The organism is Stenotrophomonas sp. YJH_SMC_48-3 (assembly GCF_059369375.1).
This window is the reverse complement of record NZ_JCAFSQ010000001.1, coordinates 127,540-150,567: the sequence shown is the minus strand read 5'-3', so window position 1 is coordinate 150,567 and position 23,028 is coordinate 127,540. Positions and strand designations below refer to the sequence as shown.

Annotated in this window: 24 protein-coding genes; 9 read left to right on the top strand and 15 right to left on the bottom strand. The window is 67.6% G+C overall.

The features are described 5' to 3' along the window. Positions 1-154: 154 nt before the first annotated feature. On the bottom strand, positions 155-508 hold the full coding sequence (locus AC5P65_RS00675) for a hypothetical protein (protein ID WP_134730918.1): 354 nt from the start codon (positions 506-508) through the stop codon (positions 155-157). Positions 509-511: 3 nt separating this feature from the next. Continuing rightward, the gene (aroE, locus tag AC5P65_RS00670) at positions 512-1,357 is read right to left on the bottom strand and encodes a shikimate dehydrogenase (protein ID WP_111099155.1); all 846 of its coding nucleotides are present in this window, start codon (positions 1,355-1,357) and stop codon (positions 512-514) included. 48 nt (positions 1,358-1,405) lie between these two features. Between aroE and AC5P65_RS00665 the strand changes: the two genes are divergently transcribed. Continuing rightward, positions 1,406-2,278, top strand: coding sequence for a PD40 domain-containing protein (locus AC5P65_RS00665; protein ID WP_180832717.1), 873 nt, complete (start codon positions 1,406-1,408; stop codon positions 2,276-2,278). A gap of 148 nt (positions 2,279-2,426) precedes the next feature. Here AC5P65_RS00665 and AC5P65_RS00660 read toward each other — a convergent pair whose 3' ends face one another. The 4 genes from AC5P65_RS00660 to AC5P65_RS00645 form a co-directional block, all read right to left on the bottom strand. Continuing rightward, positions 2,427-2,696 (bottom strand): hypothetical protein, encoded by a 270-nt coding sequence (locus AC5P65_RS00660; RefSeq protein ID WP_019661663.1) that lies wholly within the window; start codon positions 2,694-2,696, stop codon positions 2,427-2,429. Between the two features lie 30 nt (positions 2,697-2,726). Beyond that, entirely contained in the window at positions 2,727-3,716 is a 990-nt protein-coding gene (gene hemB, locus AC5P65_RS00655; RefSeq protein ID WP_006400669.1) for a porphobilinogen synthase, read from the bottom strand. Positions 3,717-3,735: 19 nt separating this feature from the next. Then, complete coding sequence (locus AC5P65_RS00650) at positions 3,736-4,653, bottom strand: bestrophin family protein (RefSeq protein WP_019661664.1); 918 nt, start codon at positions 4,651-4,653, stop codon at positions 3,736-3,738. A 122-nt stretch (positions 4,654-4,775) separates the two neighbouring features. Next, positions 4,776-5,024, bottom strand: coding sequence for a hypothetical protein (locus AC5P65_RS00645; RefSeq protein ID WP_006475755.1), 249 nt, complete (start codon positions 5,022-5,024; stop codon positions 4,776-4,778). A gap of 184 nt (positions 5,025-5,208) precedes the next feature. Between AC5P65_RS00645 and AC5P65_RS00640 the strand changes: the two genes are divergently transcribed. Beyond that, the gene (locus AC5P65_RS00640; protein WP_010482223.1) at positions 5,209-5,667 is read left to right on the top strand and encodes a hypothetical protein; all 459 of its coding nucleotides are present in this window, start codon (positions 5,209-5,211) and stop codon (positions 5,665-5,667) included. Positions 5,668-5,751: 84 nt separating this feature from the next. On the opposite strand, the gene AC5P65_RS00635 is transcribed toward AC5P65_RS00640, so the two are convergent. The 4 genes from AC5P65_RS00635 to AC5P65_RS00620 all read right to left on the bottom strand — a co-directional run bounded on the left by AC5P65_RS00635 (position 5,752) and on the right by AC5P65_RS00620 (position 11,433). Next, positions 5,752-7,554, bottom strand: coding sequence for a DUF885 domain-containing protein (locus AC5P65_RS00635; RefSeq protein WP_111099156.1), 1,803 nt, complete (start codon positions 7,552-7,554; stop codon positions 5,752-5,754). A gap of 236 nt (positions 7,555-7,790) precedes the next feature. Further along, positions 7,791-8,306: a cytochrome c oxidase assembly factor Coa1 family protein gene (locus AC5P65_RS00630; protein WP_019661666.1), complete on the bottom strand. Its 516-nt coding sequence runs from the start codon at positions 8,304-8,306 to the stop codon at positions 7,791-7,793. Positions 8,307-8,331: 25 nt separating this feature from the next. Beyond that, positions 8,332-10,557: a S9 family peptidase gene (locus tag AC5P65_RS00625; RefSeq protein WP_111099157.1), complete on the bottom strand. Its 2,226-nt coding sequence runs from the start codon at positions 10,555-10,557 to the stop codon at positions 8,332-8,334. A gap of 186 nt (positions 10,558-10,743) precedes the next feature. Further along, a complete protein-coding gene (locus tag AC5P65_RS00620) occupies positions 10,744-11,433 on the bottom strand; it encodes a glutathione binding-like protein (RefSeq protein WP_019661668.1) in 690 nt (229 codons plus the stop codon). A gap of 110 nt (positions 11,434-11,543) precedes the next feature. Here AC5P65_RS00620 and AC5P65_RS00615 point away from each other — a divergent pair, with 110 nt between their 5' ends. Beyond that, on the top strand, positions 11,544-12,185 hold the full coding sequence (locus AC5P65_RS00615) for a TIGR00645 family protein (protein WP_111099158.1): 642 nt from the start codon (positions 11,544-11,546) through the stop codon (positions 12,183-12,185). Positions 12,186-12,386: 201 nt separating this feature from the next. After that, complete coding sequence (locus AC5P65_RS00610; protein ID WP_019661670.1) at positions 12,387-13,388, top strand: energy transducer TonB; 1,002 nt, start codon at positions 12,387-12,389, stop codon at positions 13,386-13,388. An 83-nt stretch (positions 13,389-13,471) separates the two neighbouring features. Here AC5P65_RS00610 and AC5P65_RS00605 read toward each other — a convergent pair whose 3' ends face one another. After that, on the bottom strand, positions 13,472-13,726 hold the full coding sequence (locus AC5P65_RS00605; RefSeq protein WP_021203321.1) for a hypothetical protein: 255 nt from the start codon (positions 13,724-13,726) through the stop codon (positions 13,472-13,474). A gap of 78 nt (positions 13,727-13,804) precedes the next feature. On the opposite strand from AC5P65_RS00605, the gene AC5P65_RS00600 reads away from it, so the two are divergent. After that, entirely contained in the window at positions 13,805-14,590 is a 786-nt protein-coding gene (locus AC5P65_RS00600; protein ID WP_111099159.1) for a helix-turn-helix domain-containing protein, read from the top strand. A 67-nt stretch (positions 14,591-14,657) separates the two neighbouring features. After that, positions 14,658-15,086 (top strand): DUF7832 domain-containing protein, encoded by a 429-nt coding sequence (locus AC5P65_RS00595; protein WP_111099160.1) that lies wholly within the window; start codon positions 14,658-14,660, stop codon positions 15,084-15,086. A gap of 72 nt (positions 15,087-15,158) precedes the next feature. Here AC5P65_RS00595 and AC5P65_RS00590 read toward each other — a convergent pair whose 3' ends face one another. The 3 genes from AC5P65_RS00590 to AC5P65_RS00580 are packed head-to-tail and all read right to left on the bottom strand — an operon-like array spanning position 15,159 to position 18,609. Beyond that, positions 15,159-16,343 (bottom strand): ABC transporter permease, encoded by a 1,185-nt coding sequence (locus AC5P65_RS00590; RefSeq protein ID WP_019661674.1) that lies wholly within the window; start codon positions 16,341-16,343, stop codon positions 15,159-15,161. Further along, positions 16,340-17,086 (bottom strand): ABC transporter ATP-binding protein, encoded by a 747-nt coding sequence (locus AC5P65_RS00585; protein ID WP_111099161.1) that lies wholly within the window; start codon positions 17,084-17,086, stop codon positions 16,340-16,342. The genes AC5P65_RS00590 and AC5P65_RS00585 overlap by 4 nt, the downstream gene beginning before the upstream one ends. After that, complete coding sequence (locus AC5P65_RS00580) at positions 17,083-18,609, bottom strand: alpha/beta hydrolase (protein WP_111099162.1); 1,527 nt, start codon at positions 18,607-18,609, stop codon at positions 17,083-17,085. Before AC5P65_RS00580 ends, AC5P65_RS00585 begins: the two co-directional genes overlap by 4 nt. A gap of 296 nt (positions 18,610-18,905) precedes the next feature. Here AC5P65_RS00580 and AC5P65_RS00575 point away from each other — a divergent pair, with 296 nt between their 5' ends. The 3 genes from AC5P65_RS00575 (at position 18,906) to AC5P65_RS00565 (ending at position 22,148) form a co-directional block, all read left to right on the top strand. Then, positions 18,906-19,433 (top strand): DUF1203 domain-containing protein, encoded by a 528-nt coding sequence (locus AC5P65_RS00575; protein WP_111099163.1) that lies wholly within the window; start codon positions 18,906-18,908, stop codon positions 19,431-19,433. Between the two features lie 191 nt (positions 19,434-19,624). After that, positions 19,625-20,797 carry a lytic polysaccharide monooxygenase auxiliary activity family 9 protein gene (locus AC5P65_RS00570; RefSeq protein WP_111099164.1) on the top strand — a complete coding sequence of 391 codons (1,173 nt, stop codon included), beginning with the start codon at positions 19,625-19,627 and terminating at the stop codon, positions 20,795-20,797. 178 nt (positions 20,798-20,975) lie between these two features. Beyond that, positions 20,976-22,148 (top strand): lytic polysaccharide monooxygenase, encoded by a 1,173-nt coding sequence (locus tag AC5P65_RS00565; RefSeq protein WP_111099165.1) that lies wholly within the window; start codon positions 20,976-20,978, stop codon positions 22,146-22,148. A gap of 113 nt (positions 22,149-22,261) precedes the next feature. On the opposite strand, the gene AC5P65_RS00560 is transcribed toward AC5P65_RS00565, so the two are convergent. Next, complete coding sequence (locus AC5P65_RS00560) at positions 22,262-23,011, bottom strand: ferredoxin--NADP reductase (protein ID WP_019661680.1); 750 nt, start codon at positions 23,009-23,011, stop codon at positions 22,262-22,264. Positions 23,012-23,028 lie beyond the last annotated feature (17 nt).

The following is a 23,028-nucleotide window of genomic DNA, read 5'->3' as shown; positions in this document are numbered from 1 at the left end:
CCGGGAACTACCGTAGCTGGATCAGGCCGGTCATTGTCGCATGGCCGGCCACGACCGCCGCCGCTGCCTGCCTGAACAAGCCAGCGACGACACCCGGCGGCCGGATGAACACGCCGGACGCTGCTGGGGACAGACCAGGGCCGTCACCGGGAGGTCACTGCACCACGTTGCCACGCAGCCGCAGCAGGCGCACCAGCGCCCACACCAGCAGCACCACGCCGATGGCCTCAACCATTGCCAGCGCGAAGTGCAGCACGCCGAGGATGGTGCCGATGCCCGACACGGCGCCGAAGTTGCCGCTGCTGACCAGCCACATCGGCAGGATGCCCGCTGCCAGGCCGCCAAGACTGGACAGCAGCAACAGCAGCAGGCCGGCCAGGGCGCCGGTGCGGGTGGCATCGCGCGGCGCGCCGACCACCCAGACCAGGCCGATGCACAGCGCGATCAGCACCGGCAGGCGCACGCCCACCATGCTCAGCACGGTCACCAGCAGGGTTGTGCCGTCCATCGATCAGTCCTCGCCGGCCAGCACGGCCGAGCCCTGGCGCAGCGACTGGTAGACCTCATCGGTCTGCGGGCGCACGCCATGCCACTGCAGGAAGCTCTCGGCGGCCTGTTCGACCAGCATGCCCAGCCCATCCACGGTATTGCGGCAGTTCGACGCGCGTGCCCAGGCCAGGAAGGCGATGGCAGCCTCGCCGTAGTTGAGGTCGACGGCGGTGGTCATCGAGTTGACCAGCGACAGCGGCAGCTTGAACTCGACGTCGCGGTCGCGGCCGGCCGAGGTGGCATTGAGGATCAGCTCGAAGTCACCCAGGTCACGCAGGTCTTCCCAGTAGCGGCTGATCGCGCGGCCCGGTTCGCCCATCGCGTCGATCAGTTCATCGGCGCGTTCCGGTGTGCGGTTGACCACCACCAGCTCGGTGATGCCGGCATCGAGCAGCGCCGGCGCGACGCTGCGCGCGGAACCGCCGGCGCCGATCAGCAGCACGCGGCGGCCACGCAGGTCCAGGCCATGGCGGTCGGTCAGGTCACGCACCAGGCCGATGCCATCGGTGGTATCGCCGTGCCAGCGGTCGCCCTTGCGCAGCAGCGTGTTGACCGAGCCGGCGCGCCGCGCGCGCGCGGTCAGGGTGGTGCACACCGAGAACGCGGCTTCCTTGTGCGGCGAGGTGACGTTGGCACCGACACCGCCTTCGGCGGCGAAGGCTTCCAGGCCGGCCAGGAACGCATCAGGGGCCAGGTCGATTGCACGGTAGTCGATGCTGATGCCTTCCTGGCGACCGAACGTCGCGTGGATCTGCGGCGACTTCGAGTGGGCAACGGGGTGTCCGAAGACGGCGTAACGGTCGGTCATGGAATCCTCAAGCTGGCTAGACTGATGCTCTTTCGTGCACGGACCCGGATGATGCGCATCACCCCGCCCCTGCTGGTGCTTGCCGCCAGTCTACTCTCTGCCCCCGTGGCGATGGCGTTGAACGAGTACGGCATCGAAGGCATGGGCGTGGTCTCCACCCGTGCCGACGAGGGCCGCGCCACGATCAGTCCCGATGGCCAGCGCATCGTCTTTGCCCGCCGCGGTGAGGCTGGCTGGGGCCTGTGGGAGGCGCGCGTGGTCGGCGGCCGCTGGCAGCAGGCGCAGGCCCTGCCGGTAGGCGTGGCCGGTGAGGTCCGTGATCCCTACTTCAGCCGTGACGGCCGCTGGCTGCTGTTCGCGGCCGGCCGCGAGGGCAGGCTGGCGCTGTACCGCGCCGCACTCTCCGCCGATGGCCAGCTGGGCAAGGCGCAGCCTTTGGCGGGCGACGGTGACCGCCGCGAAGAGCGCGGACCAGCCCTGAGCGTGGATGGCAAGCGGCTGTTGTTCGCCCGCCAGCAGGGGCGTGGTGCCGGCTGGGACCTGCTCGTGGCGACGCTGGACGCGCAGGGCGTGCGTGGCCCGGCAACCGCACTGACCACCTTGAACAGCGGCGACGACGAGACCGACGGCGACTGGCTGGGCAACGACGGCGCGGTGGTGTTCAGCCGCGGCAGCGGCACGACCGCACAGGTGTGGAGCAGCGGCTGCGCGTGGAGTGGCGCGGCCCTGCAGCCGTTGGGACTGTCGTTCAACCAGACCGGCGGCTGGACCGGCGCGCCTGTGATCGACAACGCCAAGCCGGGCGAGATGCTGGTGGCCAGCAGCGCGGCGAAGGCGCCGCGCGCCGGTGGCGTGGACGTGTACCGCTTGGCGGTGCCGAAGGTGGCGGCGGTGGCCGGGTGCGTGCCAGGCGTGCGGTAACGGCAGACGCCAACCAAGGTTGGCGACTACCAGGGCGATGGAGGTGCCAGGTGCGTGCGATAGATCCACGCGATGCGTAGATGATCGCGGGGTAGGTGCCGACCTTGGTCGGCACGCCAAGGTGCCAACCAAGGTTGGCACCCACCCGTCAGCGAGACAACACCTTGGCGCGCTGCTGCTCGTACTCCAGCTCACTCAGCTGGCCGTTGTCCTTGCGCTGGTTCAACGCGGCCAGCTCGGCCTGCACGCTGTCCGGCAGCGCCTGCTCACGGGCCACGTGGCGGGCAGCGGAGAGCTGTTCCGGCGGGCGCTTGCCGGCCCGCCAGGCGGCGATGAAGACACCGACGATGATGGCGCCGAACACCAGTGTTCCGGTGCCCCAGATCAGCCATTGCATCCATCCCAGTTCGGGTGCCATCGCAGTCCTCCGTCTATCGTGTCGCTATTGTCAGCGCTCGCGCAGCCATCGCGCCACCTGCGGCGCGAAATAGGTCAGTACGCCGTCGGCACCGGCCCGCTTGAAGCCCAGCAGCGACTCCAGCACGCAGGCGCGTTCGTCCAGCCAGCCGTTGGCGAAGGCGGCCTTCATCATCGCGTACTCGCCACTCACCTGATAGGCGAAGGTCGGCACACCGAATGTCTCCTTCACCCGGCGCACCAGGTCCAGGTACGGCATGCCCGGCTTGACCATCACCATGTCGGCGCCCTCTTCCAGGTCCAGCGCGATCTCGCGCAGGGCCTCGTCGCCGTTGGCCGGGTCCATCTGGTAGGTTTTCTTGTCGGCCTTGCCGAGGCTGGCCGCGCTACCCACCGCATCACGGAACGGGCCGTAGAACGCCGAGGCGTACTTGGCCGAGTAGGCCATGATGCGCACGTTGATGTGGTTGTCGGCATCCAGCGCACGGCGGATCGCGCCGATGCGGCCGTCCATCATGTCCGACGGCGAGACGATGTCGACCCCGGCTTCGGCGTGCGACACCGACTGCTTGACCAGCGCTTCCACGGTGATGTCGTTCAGCACGTAGCCCTTGTCATCGATGATGCCGTCCTGGCCGTGGGTGGTGTACGGGTCCAGCGCCACGTCGGTCATCACGCCCAGCTCCGGGAAGCGCGACTTCAGCGCGCGGATCGCACGCTGCGCCAGGCCGTCCTCGGCCCAGGCGGCCGATGCGTCCAGCGACTTCAGCGACGGGTCGATCACCGGGAACAGGTCGATCACCGGAATGCCCAGCTCCAGCGCCTCTTCGGCAACCTTCAGCAGTTCTTCGATCGACAGCCGCTCCACGCCCGGCATCGACGGCACTGCGGTGCGGCCGGCCAGTTCGTGCACGAACACCGGGTAGATCAGGTCGTCGGTGGTCAGCGTGTTCTCGCGCATCAGGCGGCGCGAGAACTCGTCGTGGCGCATGCGGCGCGGGCGGTACAGCGGGTGGGACATGGCAGGCTCCGAGGAGTGGCTATTGCAACAGGTAGCCCTGCGGCAGCAGGGGTTCGGGCAACGGGCGTTCGCCGAGCGCATCGAGCTGGTCGATCTCGATCGTGCGCACCAGCGCGTCCAGCGGCAGATCGTTCGGCTCAAGGCCGAAGGGGTCTTCCATTTCTTCGCCCAGCTGGTCCAGGCCGAAGAAGGCATAAGCCAGCACCGCCGACAGCACCGGCGTGCCCCAGCCCAGCGAACTGGCCAGGCCGAACGGCAGCAGCACGCAGAACATCCACGCGCAGCGGTGCAGCAGCAGGGTGTAGGCGAACGGCAGCGGCGTGGTGAGGATGCGCTCGCAGCCGGCCTGGATCGACGACATCGCGTGCAGGCGCTCTTCCAGCTGGGTGTAGAGGATCGGATCGAGCTCACCGCTGCGCAGCGCCTGGGCCAGTTCGGCGGCGATCATCGCCAGCAGCGCGTCGGGCACGTTCTCGCGCTGGCCCAGCTGTTCGCGCTGGCGCTTGTCCAGCCACGGCAGGGCCATCAGCGCCACGATGCGCCCACGCAGGCGCCCGGCCAGGGCGTGGGCGAACGCGGTGGTGACGTAGGCGATGCGGCGACGGCGGCCGGTGTCATCGGCCAGCAGCAGGTTCACCTGGCGGGCCAGCGAACGCGATTCGTAGACCAGCTGGCCCCACAGCTTGCGGCCTTCCCACCAGCGCTCGTAGCAGGCGCTGTTGCGGAAGCTGAGGAAGATCGACAGCACCAAGCCGAGCAGCGTGAACGGCGTGACCGACACGCGTTCGATGCCGGTCGGCGGCGCCAGTTCCACCACCGCAGCCACGGCGATGGACAGGATCAGGATGGCCAGCACCTTGGGCGCGATCGCTTTGACGATCGAACCGCGCAGGATGTACAGCAGTTGCCAGCCGTGGGGGCGGGGTCGGATGATCATGGGGCAGCCGCGCCGGGCGCGGATTCACAGGCACGCGGGGGGCTCGCGCAGCCATTCATTGTACGCCCCCGCCCGGCCATCGGCCGTGCGCCTGCGACGCCCTGTCGCACCCGGGCGCGGGCTCAGATCACGCCACCACCCAGGCCGAGGCGGAGGATGCCCACCACCACCACGATGCCGTTCAGGACCAGGCCGGCCCAGGCCCGGCCACGCTTGCTCGGGTGGGTGAACAGGATGCCCAGCGCGGCGATGACCGCGCCCACCGCAGCGAACGGGATAAGGAACCAGTTGCCCCAGCCGAGCAGTGGAATCAGCGCCAGGATCATCCACAACAGCGCCAGTACGCCCCACAACAGACTGATCACGCCCATGCCACTCTCCCGCAGTTGGTTCCTGCCCCAACCATAGACGTTCCCGCTGCCGTCGCCTACTGCCGTTGGCGGGGCTGTCACCCCCGGCGTGCTAGCGTGCTGCCGTGCGTGCCCTGGCCCGGGTGTTGGCGCCGATTCAGAGTGGCCCGCCGATGATCGCAACCAGTCCTACAGGGGTCGTGCCATGAACATCCGTTGGGCCGCGTTGGCGGCCATCCTGCTGGTCGCCGCCGGCTGTGCCAGCACCTCCAAGGTGATGCTGGGCCGCGCCCGCGCACCCATCGATCCGGCACTGGTGCAGATCTATTCGACGCCTCCGGCCGGTTCCCAGGAAATCGCCCAGCTGGAATCGGCGTCCGCCGTCGGCTTCGGCACACAGGGCCAGACCGATGCCGCCGTGGCACGCCTGAAGCGTGAGGCCGCCGCGCTGGGCGCCAATGGCGTGGTGCTGATGGGCGTGGGCAGCAGTGGCTCGCCGGTGGGCATGTCGGTGGGCGCCGGCACGTTCGGCTCGCATGTGGGTGGCGGCGTCGGCATCGGTATTCCGACCACGCAGAAGCGCGCCGCCGGCGTCGCGATCTGGGTGCCGAATCCGGCACCGCCGGCGCGATTGCCGACACAGGTGATTACCCCGCAGCGGTGAGGCGGCAGCGTCACCGCGGGTAGCGCCGGGCCATGCCCGGCGTCTCTCCCGCTGCGCTCGCCGGGCATGGCCCGGCGCTACCGATTATTTCTGCCGGTACTTCGGCACGAACACCTTGTTCACCGCATCAGCCAGCTGGTCCGGCGGCAGCAGGCCCTGGTCGAGCAGGAAGTTGTTGAACGCAAGGCGGTCGAACTTCGCACCCAGTGCCAGCTCGGTCTGCATGCGCAGTTCCAGGATGCGGGTGTAGCCGTAGAAGTAGCTGCCGGCCTGGCCCGGCATGCGCACCATGTAGCGATCCAGTTCCTGGGTGGCCATTGCCTTGGACAGGCCGACCTGCTCCATCAGCACGCGCTCGCCGTTGGCGCGGTCGGTCAGGCCCAGGTTGAGCATCGGGTCCAGCATCGCGCGCGCGGCGCGCAGCAGGCGGAACTGCAGGGCGATCATCTGACCGTCCAGCGGTTCGTAGGGCACCATCTCGGCCTCGGCATACAGTGCCCAGCCTTCCACGTTCACCGAATTGAACGCGAACATGGTGCGTGCCAGCGACACGCCACGCTCGACCATCGCGGTGAACTGGAGCTCGTGGCCGGGGCGGCCTTCATGCGCGCTCAGCGTCCATGCTGCCGCACCGAAGTTGAAGTCGTCGTACTGCGCGCCCGGGCCCGCTGCCGGGTTGCCCAGCGGCAGCACGAAGGTGCCCTGCTGCCCGGTGTTGTTGACCAGCGGCGCCGGCAGGAAATGCGGCGCGGGACTGGCCGCGCTCTCGGCGGCCGAACCCAGGCGCATCTGCATGGCGCGCTGGGGCACGTCGACGATGGCATGCTCGCGGATCAGCGGATCGATCGCGTCGATCACCTTGCGGTAGTGGCCTTCCAGATGGTCGTCGGCGATCTTGTCGGCCTTCAGCGCGCGGATCACCGCCACCGGGTCGCTCGGGTCGGCCACCTTCAGGCCCTTGTCCTTCACCACCAGCGGCGCCAGCTGCTGCATCGCCGAGCGGGTTTCCATGAACTCCAGCTGCGCGCGCTGCATCAGCAGCTTCGGGTCGATGTCGATGCCGACCTGCTTGAGCTGGTAGGCGTACAGCGGCGCTGGCAGGCGCGCATCGGTGCGTGCCTTCGGCAGCACGTCCTTGCGGGTCCAGGCGGCGTAGTCCTTCATCTGCCCGGCCAGGGCCTTCATTGCTTCATCGGTGCCGGCGATCTGGTACTTCTTCAGCAGCGACTCGATGCCGGTGATGTAGGTCTCGACGTTGTCCAGCGACTGCTGCACTTCGATCTTGGTCGGCTGCAGCAGGCTGGTGTCCTTCAGGCGCTCTTCGTAGCGCTGGCGGGCCAGCGTGGTGAAGGCGGTGCCGCCCGGCTGCAGGCCGGCATAGGCCTTGAGGCGGTCGATCGCCTTGGCCCGGCGCTCGGCCGGCACCTGGTCGGACAGCAGCAGGTTGAGGCCGCTGAACACGGTCTGCGGCGCATCACTCCACGGCAGCAGGTATTTCTCGTTGAGCTCGCTGCCTTCGATGTTCTGGCTGGCGGCGTGGATCATGATCTCCAGGTCCTGGCGGACGTTGGAATCCTTTTCGGTGGCCAGCTTTGCCTTGAGTTCATCGCGGGCTTTGGCCATGGCGGCGCGATAGCGCTTGCCGTTGTCCGGGCCAAGGTCTGCGACCTTGTCGTCGTAGCCGGGAACGCCGAAGAAGCCGGTTTCCTCCGGCTGGAACGGGCCTTGTGCATCAAGCAGGATCTGCGCCAGTGCATTGCTGCGGGCAACCCAGGCCGGGCTGGCCGGAGTAGTGGCCTTGGCAGCTGGCGCGGCCAGCGCTGGCGGTGCGGACAGCAACGGGGCGGCGGTCAGGGCCAGGGCAACTGCCAATGCAATCGGCTTCATGGTGCACTCCAGGACAGGGTTGCCCGCACCCTACGCGCTCACGGCGATGGCGACAATCGGCGGGAAGTCATGGCGGCTGGTTGTGCAGCCGGGGCTCCGCGGAAGCCTGCCGGCGTAGAGTCGACTGTCAGTCGACTATCGCGCGCAGCGCGGGGGTTTCGCTATCCGACCGAAGAGCAGTCGACTGACAGTCGACTCTACCCGGTCGACGTCCCGCAGTCGCCTGCCCGGGGAGGTCACAACGCGGCGGTCAGCGGGCATTCGCCGCGATCACGGCAAGCCTGCAGCTCGCACTCCTGCGCAGCCTCATCATCATCCAGCGCCGTCAGGTCGAAGGTCTGCTTGTCTTCGGCCAGCACGTACATCACCGGGTAGTCCCAGACATCGTCACGACGGATGCCCTGCACGAACAACCGCCCGCGTGCCTGCGGCCCTTCCAGCGCAACGGTCAGGCCAACGTCGCGCTGGCCGTTGATGGCGGTCTGCATGCTGCCCAGCGGCATCGATTCGATATGCAGCGGCTCGCCGAAGGCTTCCACCAGTTCGATGCTGCAGCCCGCGCGGCGCAACGCTTCGCGCATCGGTGGACTTTCGCGTGCCGCCTCGCTCCAGCGCAACAGGCTCCAGGTCACCACGCCACCGGCGCCACCCAGCACCAGCACCACCGTCAGCGGCATCGCCCAGCGCCAGTGGCGGCGCCACCATCCGGTGGACGTCTGGCGATGGGCGGGAATCGGCGGTGGCAGGGTCATCGGCGGGCTCCTTCCCGGTTGCGGATCAGGGTTTCAGGCAGCGTCCCAGGAAGGCTTCGGCCACGCGGTAGCGATGCAGGGCATCGGCGCCCGACAGGCCATGCTTGGCACCCGGGTAGGTCATCAGCTCGAACGGCTGTGCACGCTTCTGCAGCGCGCTCATCAGGCTGGTCGAGTTGGTGAACAGCACGTTGTCGTCGGCCATGCCGTGGATCAGCAGCAGCGGCGAGCGCAGGCCGTCGATATGGGTCAGCACGCGCGCTTCGCGATAACCGGCTTCATTGCGTGCCGGCAGATCCATGTAGCGTTCGGTGTAGTGGCTGTCGTACAGGCCCCAGTCGGTCACCGGCGCACCGGCCACTCCGCAGGCGTACTGGTTCGAGGCCTTGGCCAGCAGCATCAGGGTCATGTAACCGCCGTTGGACCAGCCCTGCACGCCAATGCGCGCCGGGTCCACCCACGGCTGCTGCTTGAGCCAGGCCACGCCGCGCAGCTGGTCGGTCACTTCCACCGTGCCCTGCTTCCCGTACAGCGCACCACCGAAGTCGCGGCCGCGACGCGGGGTGCCGCGGTTGTCCAGCGAGAACACCACGTAGCCCTGCTGGGCCAGGTACTGGTTGAACAGGTGATCACCGCGGCCGGGCCAGCTGTCGGTGACGGTCTGGCTGGCCGGGCCGCCATAGACATACACCGCCACCGGGTAGCGCCTGGACGGATCAAACCCGGCCGGCTTGATCAGGCTGTAGTTCAGTGGGGTCTTGCCATCGGCGGCGGTCAGCGTGCCGAACTCGACCGGGCGCTGCGCGTCGCGGTAGCGCGCATACGGGTGCCTGGGATCGGCCAGGTCGTTCTCCACCAGCGTAGCGATCTTCTCGCCATTGGCGCGGAACAGCTCGATCTGCGGCGGCGTGGTGCTGTTGGACCAGCTGTCGACATAGACGCTGGCATTGCGGGCGAACGTGGCGCTGTGCATGCCCGGTGCCTTGGACAGGCGCTGGGGCTCGCCGCCCTGCAGCGATACCGCGTAGATCTGGCTTTCGCGCGAGGTTTCGATGCCGGCGCGGAAGTAGGCCTTGCCGGCCTTCTCATCAACCGCCAGCAGTTCGTCCACCGGCCAGTTGCCGTGGGTCAGCGCGGTGGTCTTGCCCTTGCTGTCGATGCGGTACAGGTGCTGGAAGCCGGTACGCTCGGACGACCACAGCACGCTGCCGTCTTCCAGGAAGCGCAGGCTGTTATGCAGCGGCACCCAGGTCGGGCTGGTCTCGTGGGCGAGCACGCGCTGGCGGTTGGAGTCGAGCGCCACTTCCACCAGGTCCAGCTGCTTCTGGTCACGCGACTGGCGCTGGAAACTCAGGTGCTGCGGATCGCGCCAATCGACGCGGGCCAGGTAGATATCCTGTTCCCTGCCGAGGTCGACCCAGCGCGGCTGCGCATCGGCGGCCGGTGCGATCACGCCCAGCTGCACGCGCACGTTGGCGTCGCCGGCGGCCGGGTAACGCTGCTCGATCACGTCGGTGCGGTCGGCATAGACCTCGTAGCGCTTCTGTACCGGCACCGGCGATTCATCGATGCGGGCAAAGGCAATGGCCGAATCATCCGGCGCCCACCAGTAGCCGGTGTGGCGATCCATCTCCTCATCGGCGACGAACTCGGCCACGCCGTTGCCGATGGTGGTGCTGCCGTCGTGGGTCAGCTGCAGCTGCTTGCCATTGGCCAGGTCGATCACCCACAGGTTGCGGCCGCGGATGAAGCTGACGAAACCGCCCTTGGGCGACAGCTTGGCGTCGGTGGCGAAACCTTCACCGTGGGTCAGCTGGCGCACGGCCGCCTGGCCCTGCTGCTTGAGGTCGTACAGGTAGAGTTCGCCGCCCAGCGGGAACAGCAGGCGCTGCGCGTCCGGCGACCACTGGTAATCAACGATGCCGGTCATCGCGGCGATGCGCTGGCGCTCGCGGCGTGCCTTTTCCTCGTCGCTGAGGGTCTCGGTGCCGGGCAGCACCACCTTGGAATCAACCAGCAGCCGGGTCTGGCCGCTACCGATGTCGTAGGTCCACAGGTCCAGCTGGTTGCGGTCGCTGTCCTTGCCGCGCAGGAAGCTGACCTGCGATCCGTCCGGTGCCACCTTGGGCTTCATCAAGGTCGGGCCGGACAGCGGCAGCGGACCGGTGATGGCTTCCAGGGTCAGCTTTTCAGCGTGGGCAGCGGTTGTGGTGGCAAGCATGAGGGCGAGCGAAGCGAACAGGTGGCGCATGGAGGATCCCGGCAAACGGCAGGTCCGCCCCCGCGATGGACGCGGAGCGGTCGTCCCCCATCCTAACCAAGCCCGTGCGGGAAGGCAGCATGACCTTCTGCCCATAGCAGTGCGGACGAGTGCCGACCAAGGGTCGGCACCCACCACCCGTAGATCCACGTCACGCGTGAATGACGCCGTCCTGGTTCAACGCTGGCCGAACAGGTGCTTGCGCTCTTCGTCGCTGAGCGGCTTGCCGGCGTTGGGGTTCACCTGCTGGCGCAGGGCATAGGCGCGCTGGGTGGCCGGGCGTGCGGCAATCGCTTCATGCCAGCGCTTGAGGTTCGGGAACGCGGCGAAGTCCACCGGCAGCGTGTCGTAGGCGCCGACCCACGGGTAGCTGGCCATGTCGGCGATGGTGTACTCATCGCCGGCCAGGAAGGCGTGCTGGGCCAGGCGCTTGTCCATCACCCCGTGCAGGCGGCGCACCTCGTTGTCGTAGCGCTCGATGGCATAGGGAATCTTCTCCGGCGCGTACACGTTGAAGTGGCCCATCTGGCCACTCATCGGGCCCAGGCCCGCCATCTGCCAGAACAGCCATTCCAGGGTGGTCACGCGGCCACGCGCGTCGCTGGGCAGGAAGCGGCCGGTCTTCTCGGCCAGGTACAGCAGGATCGCGCCGGACTCGAACACACTCTGGGGAGCACCGCCATCGGCCGGGGCATGGTCGACGATGGCCGGCATCTTGTTGTTCGGCGAGATGGCCAGGAATTCCGGCTTGAACTGGTCGCCCGAACCGATGTTGACCGGGTGGATGCGGTACTCCAGGCCGGCTTCCTCCAACAGCAGGGTCACTTTGTGGCCGTTCGGGGTGGGCCAGTAATACAGGTCGATCATGGCGGCGGCTCGGGGTGCGGAAAGGAACCTGAAGTCTAGTGCGTGAGTTGGGTTGGCACCGTCATGGCGGGCCGGTAACCTCGCGGCTCCCCCGAAACGCACTGTCCTGCATGAGCCACAGTCCTCATCCCTTGTCCCCGTTGTCCTCGCTGATCTTCGCCTCGCGCTGGCTGCAGCTGCCGCTGTACCTGGGCCTGATCCTTGCCCAGTGCGTCTACGTGTTCCTGTTCGGCAAGGAACTGTGGCACCTGCTGTCCCACTCGGTGTCGATGGGCGAACAGCAGATCATGCTGATCGTGCTGGGCCTGATCGACGTGGTGATGATCTCCAACCTGCTGGTGATGGTGATCGTCGGCGGCTATGAAACCTTCGTCTCGCGCCTGCGCCTGGAAGGCCACCCGGACCAGCCGGAATGGCTGAGCCACGTCAACGCCAGCGTGCTGAAGGTGAAGCTGGCGATGGCGATCATCGGCATCTCCTCGATCCACCTGCTGAAGACCTTCATCGCCACCAGCGCGTTGAAGGGACTGCCGCTGTGCAAACCGGAACAATGGGCAGCGGCAGTGTCTTCGGCGTCGACCAGTTTCTACAACGCTGGCGTCGATACCTGCACGACCATGACCCAGGAAGGTGTGCTGTGGCAGACCATCATCCACTGCGTGTTCATCCTGTCGGCGATCGGCATCGCCTGGACCGACAAGCTGATGTCCAACGGCCACAGCAAGTCGCACGACAAGGCACACGACCACTGAGGTCGCCGCCGGCCACGACATGATCACTGCGGCCCCACCCGGCCACCACCCCTTGTGCGGGGCGGTGGCCGGGATGCTAGATTGCATCCTCGCCGTTGCCGGCGGTGGCGTCGGGAAACGCCACCCTGCCGCGCCTGGACCACGGGTCCCGGCCATGCATATCAATGATTTACGTCACGTCGTCTTCTAGAGGGGAGCAGGATGTCGCACGTCTCAACGATCACCGCCGCGCGCCGGTGGCTGCCGGTTGCTTTGGCACTGGCGCTGGCCGCCTGCTCGGGCAAGGAAGAATCCGCAGCACCGGCTCCGGCCGCCGCCCCCACCGCCGCTGCACCGGCCGCACCGGTGGTCGCCGCCAAGGTGCAGTCGATGGGCACCGAGCAGCTGCGTGAGTCGGCCAGCCAGGCCCTGCGCGAGAACCGCATGTACGCGCCGGCCGGCGACAATGCCATCGAGTACTACCTCGCCCTGCGCGACAAGACCCCGGACGACGCCTCGGTGAAGAGCGCGCTGACCGACCTGCTGCCCTACACCCTGATCGCCGCCGAGCAGCACCTGGGCCGCGAGGACTACACCGAAGCACAGCGCCTGGTGGCACTGATCGAGAAGGTGGATGCCTCCGCGCCCGCCCTGCCGCGCCTGAAGGACGGTCTGTCCAAGGGCGTGGAAAACGCGGCCAAGCGCACCGAGACCGAAGCGGAGAAGGCAAAGAAGGACGCCGAGGAGCGCAGCAAGCAGCAGATCGAACAGCAGCGCCTGGCCGAACAACGCGCCAAGGAAGCCGACGCGGCCAAGCAGATCGCTGCCCAGCAGGACGCCGCACGCCGCGACAACGAACGCCAGGAAGCCGAGCGCCAGGCCGCCGCACGCCGCGAAGCCGAACAGAAGCAGCAGCAGGCCGCGGCCCAGCAGGCCAGCGCGGCGCGCCAGGCCGCGGCTGCCGCCGCGCCCACCCTGCGCCCGATCAGTACGCCGGCGCCGCGCTATCCGGCCGAGGCACTGCGTTCGGGAACGTCGGGCGAAGTGCTGGTGGAGATCACGGTCGGTACCGACGGCTCGGTGGTCAACGCCCGCGTGCTGCGCGCAACCTCCGGCCGCACCTTCGACCGCGAAGCCCTGAACGCAGTCAAGCGCTGGCGCTTCGAGCCGGTCAGCGCGCCGGTCACCACCCGCCGCACCCTGGTGTTCGCGCCAGGCGGCTGACCGCAGAAAAGGGGACGGAGGGGATTAAGTCGTTTCCGCCCCAAAATGACCACACGGCCCGGCATCTCCGGGCCGTTTCCGCTTCAGGAGAGGCTGTCAATCAGGCCTTGCAGTGCCGGATCGCGCGCGGCCAGCACCTGGAACAGGCCCAGCGCATGCAGGCCCGGCAGCAGCCCACGCAGATCTGCTTCGGCGGTGGCGCGGGTGGCGTCATCGCTGGCGGGGTCCTGCCAGTCACGGACGCTGGCGAGGAAGGCGCCCACGCTGCCCTTGCGCACGGTGAGGCCGTTTACCTGCACGTCGTTCTGATGGTCGGGAAGAATGTCCTGGGGCTGCATCGGGGCGGCTCGTGTTGGAATGGGCGCCCAGTGTGGCGCGCGCGGATCGGCGCTTCTGCCGTATAACTGCCAATGGATATGGCAGATCAGACACCGACCGGCTTGATTGATCCGGCATTGGCGGACGCCGACGACGGCCCCATCGTGCTGGCCGGCCAGCTGCGCGTGCCCGGAAGGCGGCGCACCGCGCGCCACCAGCACGTGCGCGGCCAGTTGCTGGGTGCCCACCACGGCCTGCTGCGGATCGAGGCCGGCGACCTGCACTGGCTGCTGCCGGCGGGGCATGTTGCCTGGATACCGCCCTTGCTGCCCCACGCCCTGGTAGGGGCAGACGCATTCGATGGCTGGAGCCTGTACGTCCGCGCCGATGCCGGCCTGGATCTGCCGCCGCTGCCCCGCATTTTCCAACCCGACGTGCTGTTGCAGGCGGCGGTGACGCGGGCACTGCGCTGGCCGCATCAGGCACTGGACGCTGCGCAGGCACGCCTGGCCGGCGTCATCGCCGATGAGATCCGTGCCAGCATTCCCTTGCCACTTGCCCTGCCACAACCGCAGGATCGACGGTTGCGGCGGATCGCGGCGGCGCTGGCACGGTCGCCGGACGACCTTCGCAGCGTCGAAGCGTGGGCAGCCACCAGCGGACTGTCCAGCCGCAGTCTCGCCCGCCGTTGGCAGGCCGAAACTGGCATGACCTTGAGCCAGTGGCGGCAGCGCCTGCGCGTGCTGCTGTCACTGCCACGCCTGCTGGCAGGCGAGCCGGTGATCAGCGTTGCGCTGTCGATGGGCTACGACACGCCCAGTTCGTTCATCGCCGTGTTCAAGCGCGAGATGGGTGTGACGCCTGCGCGGTATAGAAGAGGCTGACGCATTCGGCACTTCCGCCGCCTTTCCGCACCTCCTAAGCTCGCTGTCGATCTCAAGGAAAGAACAGATGAAGTACGACGACGCCAGCTGGCATTCCGGCGGTGATTTCCCCGCGGATCTTCCTGCAGAGGCTGGGGCTACTCACATCGGCATGTACCTGGCGTGGCTGCTGCTACAGGGAATGGCAAGCGCGGAACTCGCAGAAGACGCAGAAGAAGACCTGCAGGCGCTGCGGGAACGCATAACGACGCCGGGCCTGTTCCTGCTTCATTGCAGCGACGGAAAATTCGTCGATGACCTGATCAGTGATGAAGCCAACTCGTTCACTGCTGTGTACTACGACCTCGAGAATGGCCAGTATCTCGAAGACTATGAGGCACGGCTGGGGGCCGACGTCATTTCGCTGTACCACGTCGCCGATACCTGGGAAAACTTCGATCGACTGGCACCGGTGATCGCCCAGCGCTTCGCCGCTTGGCAGGCAACACAATCCTGAAAACAACGAGGCCCGGAATGACCGGGCCTCGTTTCATATCCGCCGGGCATGGCCCGGCGCTACCCGTGGGGGTCAGCCGGAGATGGCCAGGCGCTCGTTGTGGTAGCGGCGCACGGCGGCGAACCACAGCATAGCGGCCAGGCCGAGGCTGGCACCGAGGTAGATCGCCCAGACCGTCGGGGTGATGGTCTCGTGGCGGATCACCTTCAGCAGCATCTGGTTCTGCGACAGGAACGGCACGGCGTACTGCCACATCTCGCTCTTCAGCGGATAGGCCACCAGGGCGTAGCCAGGCAGCATCGGCAGCAGCATCAACCAGGTCATGTGGCTCTGCGCTTCCTTCATGCTCTTGGCCGCAGCCGACAGGAAGGTCAGCAGCGAGGTGCCGATCAGCAGCATCGGCAACATCACCAGCAGCATCTGCAGCATCGAGCCGACGTTCATGTTGAACTGGCGGCCGATGTTGCCGGGGGCGATCTGCGCGCTCACCTTGAACGCGACCAGGGTCAGCAGCAGCGACACGAAACCGACCACGCAGGCGGCGGCGATCTTGCCGCTGACGATCGCACTGCGCGAGCCCGGCGTGGCCAGCAAGGGTTCCAGTGACTGCCGCTCGCGCTCGCCGGCCGTGGCGTCCATCACCAGGTAGGCGCCACCGATGAACGAGGTCAGCGTCAGCAGTACCGGCAGCAGCATCGACAGGATCATGCCGCGCTTGGCCTCGGCACTGGCCAGGTCCTGGCGCGCCACGTCCAGCGGGCGTGCCACCTGTGCGTCGATGCCGCGTGCCATCAGGCGCAAGGCACCGACCTGGCCGTTGTAGGTGGCCAGCGCCGCCTCCAGGCGTGCACTGGGTACTTCGGCCGCGCGACGCGTGCTGTCCTTGATCACCTCCACCAGCGCCGGCTTGCCCTCGGCCCAGTCCTTGCCGAACTCATCGCTGATGCGCAGCGCCACATCGATGTCCTGGGTGCGGATGGCCTCGGCCAGGTCCTTCGGTGCCGGTGCGGTGTTCAGCCCCTGCGCGGCGAGGAAGCGCACCAGGTTCGGCGCGTTGTCCGCACCGATGGTCGGAATCTGCAGCGGTTGTTCGATCTGGGTGCGCACCCGGCTCTCGGCCAGCTTGCCCATGCCCAGCAGCAGCACCGGGTACAGCAGTGGCCCGAACAGCAGGGTCAGAAGCAGCGTGCGGCGGTCACGCGACAGGTCACGCAGCTCCTTGCGCATCACCGTCATCAGGGTCGACATCATGCTCATGCGTGCAGGCCCTCTTCGCTGCCGATCAGTTTCACGAACGCATCTTCCAGGTTGGATTCGCCGGCCTGCGCACGCAGTTCGTCGGCGCTGCCGGCGGCCATCACCGTGCCCTTGGCGATGATCACGATGTGATCGCACAGCGCGGCCACCTCCTGCATGATGTGGCTGGACAGGATCACGCAGCGCCCCTCTTCGCGCAGGCCCAGCAGGAAGCGGCGCAGCGCGCGCGTGGTCATCACGTCCAGGCCGTTGGTCGGTTCATCGAGAATGACGTTGCGAGGGTCGTGCACCAGCGCGCGGGCAATCGCGGTCTTGGTGCGCTGGCCCTGCGAGAAGCCATCGGTCTGGCGGTCGAGGATGTCACTCATGTCCAGCGCATGCGAGAGCACCTCGATGCGTTCGCGGATGCGCTCGGCCGACAGGCCATGCAGTTCGCCGAAGTAGGCGATGTTCTCGCGCGCAGTCAGGCGCTTGTAGACGCCACGCGCATCAGGCAGCACGCCGAGGTGGCGACGCACCTCCACCGGATTGCGCGCCGCATCGATGCCGTCGACAGTGATGCTGCCCTGATCGGGCGTCATCAGCGTGTACAGCATGCGCATGGTGGTGGTCTTGCCGGCACCATTGGGCCCCAGCAGGCCGGTGATGCGGCCATCCTCGGCGCGGAAGCCGACGTTGGACACTGCCTGGATACGGCCGGTGCGGGTGTCGAAGGCCTTGTGCAGGTTGTCGGCGACGATCATGGTTCCCATCCGTTGAACGAGGTGAACGCCGGCACGTAGCTCAGCGTATCCAGGCAGCCGGCGTCCAGCGCCTTGGCATCGGTCGTGTCGATGAACTGGCCGAGCAGGCGCGGCATGCAGCCAGCGGTCAACGTGCCATGGCCCTGGCCACGGGCGACCAGCGCGCGGCCATTGGGCAGGCCCTTGAGGACCTGTTCGGCGTAGCGCGGCGGGGTCACCGGGTCCAGCTCGCCGGACAGCAGCAGTGCCGGCACGTCGCTGCGCAGCGGCACGGCATCGGTTGCCGGCGCCGGACGGTGCGGCCACACCGGGCAGGCCGCGAAGAACGCACTGGCCACCTCGTTGCCAAACAGCCGCTCGGGATCCTCGGCCGGCGCGTGGTAGCGCGGCGCATCTTCGCTACAGATCACCGACCAATGCATCCCGCGGTTGATCTGGAAATCCATGCTGCGGTTCGCACCGCGTGCCAGCGAGGCGAGCGGCGCGTAGCGGCCGTGCGCGGCTTCATCAAGAACCAGCGGCAGCAATGAGGCGAACTGGGGTACGTAGGAAAACGCAAAAGCCAGGCCCACCACGCTGTCCGGTGTCAGCACATCCTTCCGGGTCCCGTAGGTGCCGGGGTCGCGATACTCGACCGGAACCGGTGCACGGCGCAGGGTCTCGACCACGCTGCGCAGCTGCGCACGGGTATCGGTCGGGAAGCGCTTGCTGCAGGTAACGTCCTTGCGGCACTGCGCCGACTGCAGGGCGATCGCGTCCTCGAATGTCCTGGCGAAATCGCCGCCCACCACCAGCTCATTCGGCACCACGCCATCGATGACGATGCTGCGGGTGTGCTGTGGATAGGTGCCCGCATAGCGCTGGGCCACGCGGGTACCGTAGGAGCCGCCAACCAGGTTGAGCTGGTCCACACCGAGCGCCGCACGCACCGCATCCAGATCGGCGATCGCCTCGGTGGTGGTGTAGAAGCGCGCATCGGCACGCCTCTGCAGCGATGCGGCACAGCGCTGGGCGTAGTCGCGCAGCGATGCCTCGGAAGGCGCGGCATCCTCGTCCATCGGCAGCTCCTTCCCGTCCGCGCCCAGGCAGCTGAGCGGGTTGGAACCGCCGGTGCCGCGCTGGTCGATCAGGAACACGTCGCGCTGTTTGCGCACCTGGCGCAGTGCAGTATCGACGATGACCGCCACCTCGCTGGCCGCCTGGCCGGGGCCGCCGGCCAGGAAGAACACCGGATCCGGCTGGCTGGCGCCGCTGCTGCCCGATTCCAGCCAGGCGATACGCAGGCCGATCCGGCGACCGTCAGGCTGGGCCCGGTCCTCCGGCACCTGCAGGGTGGCGCACTGCGCCTCCACGTTGGCGCTGGCACCTACCGTGGACAGCGTGCAGGGCTGGAAATCGATCGTGCCGAAGAGGCGGCCGGGTGCGTCAGTGGCGCCCTCGGCGCCGGGTGACGGCGGCTGGCTGCAACCGGCAAGCATCAGGCTGGCCAACGCTGCGGCCAACGCGAGGTGGAGTCTTTGCATCGTGCTCGTTTCCCCTGGAAGACGTTCCTGGCAACCACGACGGGCTGCCGCGGAAGATGTGACTCAACTTACACGGGCAGCGCGCCGACGGCGATGGGCAATGACGAATCCGCCGCCAACGGCGCGCAGACCGGACGGTCCTGCCCCTCGGCCTTGGTCGGCACAGGGCGGCACCGGCGGCGGCCCGCAGCACCCCACGGGCCAGTGCCCCGGCCTGACGGCGATGCGGGGTCTGAAAACGGCGAGCACGGCCGCCGGCGCACGCGCAGAATCCGCCGCAAACCCAGGAGACACCCATGCACACGTGGTACCTCGGTGGCATCGACCATCGCCCCTTCCTGCACCTGTTCGAGATGAGCGACTGCGCGCTCGCTGCGCTCGGCATCCAGCGTCGCTGGGCCGGCGCGAGCGGCGGACATCCCTGCCGGATCAGCCTGAGCGATCCCGCGCCTGGCAGCGAGCTGCTCCTGCTGTCCCACGCCCACCTGCCGCTGCATTCGCCGTACCGCGCCGCCGGCCCGATCTTCGTGCAGCGCGGCGTGACCCGTTGCGTCCTGCCGCCGGGCGAGGTGCCCCCGTATGTGCAGCGCCGGATGATCTCGATGCGTGCCTATGACCACGCCGCGCTGATGTGCGGTGCCCAGGTCTGTGCGGGCACCGAGGTGGGCAGCCATCTGGATGCGCTGTTTGCCGACCCGTCGGTGGCGTTCGTCCAGCTGCACAACGCCGCGCATGGCTGTTTCTCGTGCCAGGCAGATCGGGTGGGTACCGGGACTGCGTCGCGTGATCTCCATGACGTGATCGATGCCACGCCGGTCACGTGACGTCCAGCGCATCCGTTCAGCCCTGCGTGAAGCCTGCGGGAAGGGCTTCACATGCGCAGTCACGGATCGGCACTGCGATGGTTCCGCCGCCTGCAGTGCGACTCGATACTCGCCCTGGTGCCGCCGAAAGTCCGCCGCCCAGCGCAGCGCCTGCGGTCACCGTTCCCTTTCGACGACCACAAGGATGCGCCATGTCATTCCGATCCACACCGCTGTTGCTGGCCACCTCGTTCGCCGCTGCGGGCCTGTGCCTGGCCGGCAACGCGTTCGCCCACGGCACGATGACCACGCCGGTCAGCCGCGTCTATGCCTGCTTCCAGGGCAATCCCGAGAATCCGACCAACCCGGCCTGTGCCGCTGCAAAAGCGATTGGCGGTTCACAGGCGTTCTACGACTGGAACGGCATCAACCAGGCCAACGCCAACGGCAACCATCAGGCCGTGGTGCCCGACGGCAAGCTGTGCAGCGGCAACAACCCGACCTTCCGCGGCCTGGACGTGAACCGCAGCGACTGGCAGACCACGCCGATCCACGCCGATGCCAATGGCAGGTTCACCTTCGTGTTCAAGGCAACCGCGCCGCACGCCACGCGCGACTGGCGCTTCTTCGTCACCCGCGAGGGCTGGCAACCGGGCAGCCCGTTGCGCTGGGCCGACCTGCAGGAGTTCTGCACGCTGGGCAATACACCGCTCTCTGCCGATGGCACCTACAAGCTGCAGTGCACGCTGCCGCAGCGCAGCGGCCAGCATGTGATCTACAACACCTGGCAGCGCTCGGATTCGACCGAGGCGTTCTACACCTGCATGGACGTGCGCTTTGAAGGCGGCGGCGGTGGTACGACGCCGGCACCGCAATGGCAGGATGCCGGCCCGGTCACCGCCCGCGGTGAATTGCCGGTCGGTACGACGCTGGCACTGCGCGTGTTCAATGCCAGCGGCAACGATGTCGAACGTGTGGAAGCGACGCTGGCCAGCGGCCAGACCTCGGCCGCGCAATGGCCCTTGGCGCTGGCCCGCAAGGTCAATGCCAGTGCCCAGCATGCGCGCGTGGGCGTGCTGGCCAATGGTGCAATCACGCCGACGGCCTCGGCCACCGCCAACCGCGTGTACCTGAAGGATGGCAACCGCTTCCAGCTCGACACGAAGGTGCCGGACCCGGGCACGCCGTCGCCGGGCGGTGATTTCGACCATGTGTACCCGGCCGGTATCGGCGGCTATGTGCCGGGCCAGACCGTGGTGAAGGGCACCGACGGCAAGCTGTACGCCTGCCGTCCGTTCCCGGAGGGTGCATGGTGCAACGTCAATGCCGAGGCCTACCGGCCGGGCGTGGGCGCGGCCTGGCGCGATGCGTGGATCGCGTACTGAGGCAGTGATGCGGGAGGCGGTGCACAATGCACCGCCTTTCGCCCGGATGACGGCACAGTAAGCACCGTGTTGCAGATCGAACATAGCCGCCATCGATTTCAAACTTGTCCGATGTTGCCGGCGCATCTGCATGTGAAGACTCCTTGAGGTTTCCCACACCTCGCAAAGGAGTCTCTGCATGCACCTGTCCCATCGGGCAGTCTTCGCACTGTCCGTCGTCACCGGCCTGGCCTTGTCCGGCAGCGCCTTCGCCCACGGCACCATGACCAAGCCGCTCAGCCGCGTGAAGCAGTGCCACGAGGGCAATCCGGAAAACCCGACCAACCCGGCCTGTGCCGCAGCCAAGGCCATTGGCGGCGCGCAGCCGTTCTACGACTGGAGCGCGATTGCCCACGGCAATGCCAATGGCAACCATCGCGAACTGGTGCGCGATGGCGAACTGTGCAGTGCCAGCATTCCCAAGTACCGCGGCCTTGACCTGAACCGTACCGACTGGCCGACCACACCAATCCGCGCCGACGCGCGTGGCCGCTACACCTTTGAGTTCTATGCCCCGGCCCCGCATGCCACCCGCGAGTGGAAGTTCTATGTCACCCGTGATGGCTGGCAGCCGGGCAGCCCGCTGCGCTGGGCCGACCTGCAGGAATTCTGCACACTGGGCAACGTGCCGGTGGACGGCAAGACCTACAAGCTGGACTGCCCGCTGCCCAAGCGCAGTGGCCAGCACATCATCTACAACACCTGGCAGCGTTCGGATTCGGGTGAAGCGTTCTACACCTGCATGGATGTCCGCTTCGAAGGCGGCAACGGCGTGATTCCGCCGCCGCAGTGGCAGGATGCCGGCCCGGTCACCGCCCGCGGTGCGCTGGAGGCAGGCACCACGCTGACCCTGCGCGTGTTCAATGCCAACGGCAACGATCTGGAGCGCCCGGAAGTGACCCTGGCCGCCGGCCAGACCGCTCCGGCGCAGTGGCCGATGGCGCTGGCCAGCAAGGTCAATGGCAGCGCCCAGCACGCCCGCGTCGGCGTGATGAAGAACGGCGTGATCACGCCGGTGGCGTCCGCCACCGAGAACCGTGTCTACCTGAAGCCGGGTCATCGCTTTGAACTGGAAACCCAGATTCCGGGTCCGGGCCCGGTCGATCCGGTCGATCCGCCGGGTGGCGATTTCGACTTCGTGTATCCGGCAGGCCTCGGCAGCTACAAGCCGGGCGAGACCGTGGTGAAGGGCACCGACGGCAAGCTGTACGCCTGCCGCCCGTTCCCGGAAGGTGCGTGGTGCAACATCAACGCCGATGCCTATCGCCCAGGCACCGGCTTTGCCTGGCGTGATGCCTGGATCGCGTACTGAGGCATGGCACCGGGGGCGGCGTGATGCCGCCTCCGATTTGCGGGATTGCCGGCCAGCGGCCGGCATTACCAGGGTTCGTGGGGTTGCCGGCCAGCGGCCGGCACTACCCTGGCTTACTTGCTGCTGACGTACTTCTCGCGGCGGATCTGCGGGTTGCCCAGGCCGGCGGCCTTCAGCAGCTCGGCGCAGGCATCGACCATGTCCGGGTTGCCGCACAGGTAGGCGATGTCGGTGGCCGGGTCCGGCGTGAAACCGGCCAGCGCCTGCTGCACGTAGCCGTGCTGTACATCCGGGTGCGGTTCGGCCGGCAATTCGCGCGACAGGCACGGAACATAGCGGAAGTTCGCGTGCTTTTCGGCGAAGCTGTAGAAATCTTCGCTGTACAGCAGCTCGCCCGGGCTGCGCGCGCCCTGCAGCAGCACGATCTGCACATCGCGTTCGGCCATGGCCTTTTCCAGCAGCGGCAGCATGGAACGGTACGGGGTAACGCCGGTACCGGTGGCGATCAGCAGGTAACGGGCGTTGTGGTCACCGGGATTCAGGCAGAACCGGCCATAGGGGCCGGACGCACTGATCTGGCCGCCCGGCTCCAGTGCCTCGAACAGGGCCGTGGCAGCACCACCGGGCACGAAACTGACCGCGATATCCACCGCCTCGCCCGGGCCCAGCGCATGGTCGTGGATGGTCGCCAGCGAGTAGCTGCGCTTGGTTTCGGTGCCGTCGGCGTAGCTGAAATGGACCTGGATGAACTGGCCGGGCTGGAAATCCAGTGGCTGTCCATCATCACGCACGAACTGGTAGTGGCCGACGGTCGGGGCCAGCATGCGGCAGCCGACCAGCTTGAGGGGGAATTGAACAGGCACGACTTTTCGGGACAGTG

Excerpts from the sequence above, each read along its gene's own strand:
- AC5P65_RS00570 (WP_111099164.1), top strand. The coding sequence starts at position 19,625 with ATGTCATTCCGATCCACACCGCTGTTGCTGGCCACCTCGTTCGCCGCT.
- AC5P65_RS00645 (WP_006475755.1), bottom strand. The coding sequence starts at position 5,024 with ATGGGCGTGATCAGTCTGTTGTGGGGCGTACTGGCGCTGTTGTGGATG.
- AC5P65_RS00585 (WP_111099161.1), bottom strand. The coding sequence starts at position 17,086 with ATGATCGTCGCCGACAACCTGCACAAGGCCTTCGACACCCGCACCGGC.
- AC5P65_RS00665 (WP_180832717.1), top strand. The coding sequence starts at position 1,406 with ATGATGCGCATCACCCCGCCCCTGCTGGTGCTTGCCGCCAGTCTACTC.
- AC5P65_RS00660 (WP_019661663.1), bottom strand. The coding sequence starts at position 2,696 with ATGGCACCCGAACTGGGATGGATGCAATGGCTGATCTGGGGCACCGGA.
- AC5P65_RS00605 (WP_021203321.1), bottom strand. The coding sequence starts at position 13,726 with ATGCAGCCCCAGGACATTCTTCCCGACCATCAGAACGACGTGCAGGTA.
- hemB (WP_006400669.1), bottom strand. The coding sequence starts at position 3,716 with ATGTCCCACCCGCTGTACCGCCCGCGCCGCATGCGCCACGACGAGTTC.
- AC5P65_RS00600 (WP_111099159.1), top strand. The coding sequence starts at position 13,805 with ATGGCAGATCAGACACCGACCGGCTTGATTGATCCGGCATTGGCGGAC.
- AC5P65_RS00610 (WP_019661670.1), top strand. The coding sequence starts at position 12,387 with ATGTCGCACGTCTCAACGATCACCGCCGCGCGCCGGTGGCTGCCGGTT.
- AC5P65_RS00620 (WP_019661668.1), bottom strand. The coding sequence starts at position 11,433 with ATGATCGACCTGTATTACTGGCCCACCCCGAACGGCCACAAAGTGACC.
- AC5P65_RS00675 (WP_134730918.1), bottom strand. The coding sequence starts at position 508 with ATGGACGGCACAACCCTGCTGGTGACCGTGCTGAGCATGGTGGGCGTG.
- AC5P65_RS00575 (WP_111099163.1), top strand. The coding sequence starts at position 18,906 with ATGCACACGTGGTACCTCGGTGGCATCGACCATCGCCCCTTCCTGCAC.
- AC5P65_RS00625 (WP_111099157.1), bottom strand. The coding sequence starts at position 10,557 with ATGCGCCACCTGTTCGCTTCGCTCGCCCTCATGCTTGCCACCACAACC.
- AC5P65_RS00615 (WP_111099158.1), top strand. The coding sequence starts at position 11,544 with ATGAGCCACAGTCCTCATCCCTTGTCCCCGTTGTCCTCGCTGATCTTC.
- AC5P65_RS00635 (WP_111099156.1), bottom strand. The coding sequence starts at position 7,554 with ATGAAGCCGATTGCATTGGCAGTTGCCCTGGCCCTGACCGCCGCCCCG.
- AC5P65_RS00650 (WP_019661664.1), bottom strand. The coding sequence starts at position 4,653 with ATGATCATCCGACCCCGCCCCCACGGCTGGCAACTGCTGTACATCCTG.
- AC5P65_RS00595 (WP_111099160.1), top strand. The coding sequence starts at position 14,658 with ATGAAGTACGACGACGCCAGCTGGCATTCCGGCGGTGATTTCCCCGCG.
- AC5P65_RS00630 (WP_019661666.1), bottom strand. The coding sequence starts at position 8,306 with ATGACCCTGCCACCGCCGATTCCCGCCCATCGCCAGACGTCCACCGGA.
- AC5P65_RS00565 (WP_111099165.1), top strand. The coding sequence starts at position 20,976 with ATGCACCTGTCCCATCGGGCAGTCTTCGCACTGTCCGTCGTCACCGGC.
- AC5P65_RS00640 (WP_010482223.1), top strand. The coding sequence starts at position 5,209 with ATGAACATCCGTTGGGCCGCGTTGGCGGCCATCCTGCTGGTCGCCGCC.
- AC5P65_RS00590 (WP_019661674.1), bottom strand. The coding sequence starts at position 16,343 with ATGAGCATGATGTCGACCCTGATGACGGTGATGCGCAAGGAGCTGCGT.
- aroE (WP_111099155.1), bottom strand. The coding sequence starts at position 1,357 with ATGACCGACCGTTACGCCGTCTTCGGACACCCCGTTGCCCACTCGAAG.
- AC5P65_RS00580 (WP_111099162.1), bottom strand. The coding sequence starts at position 18,609 with ATGCAAAGACTCCACCTCGCGTTGGCCGCAGCGTTGGCCAGCCTGATG.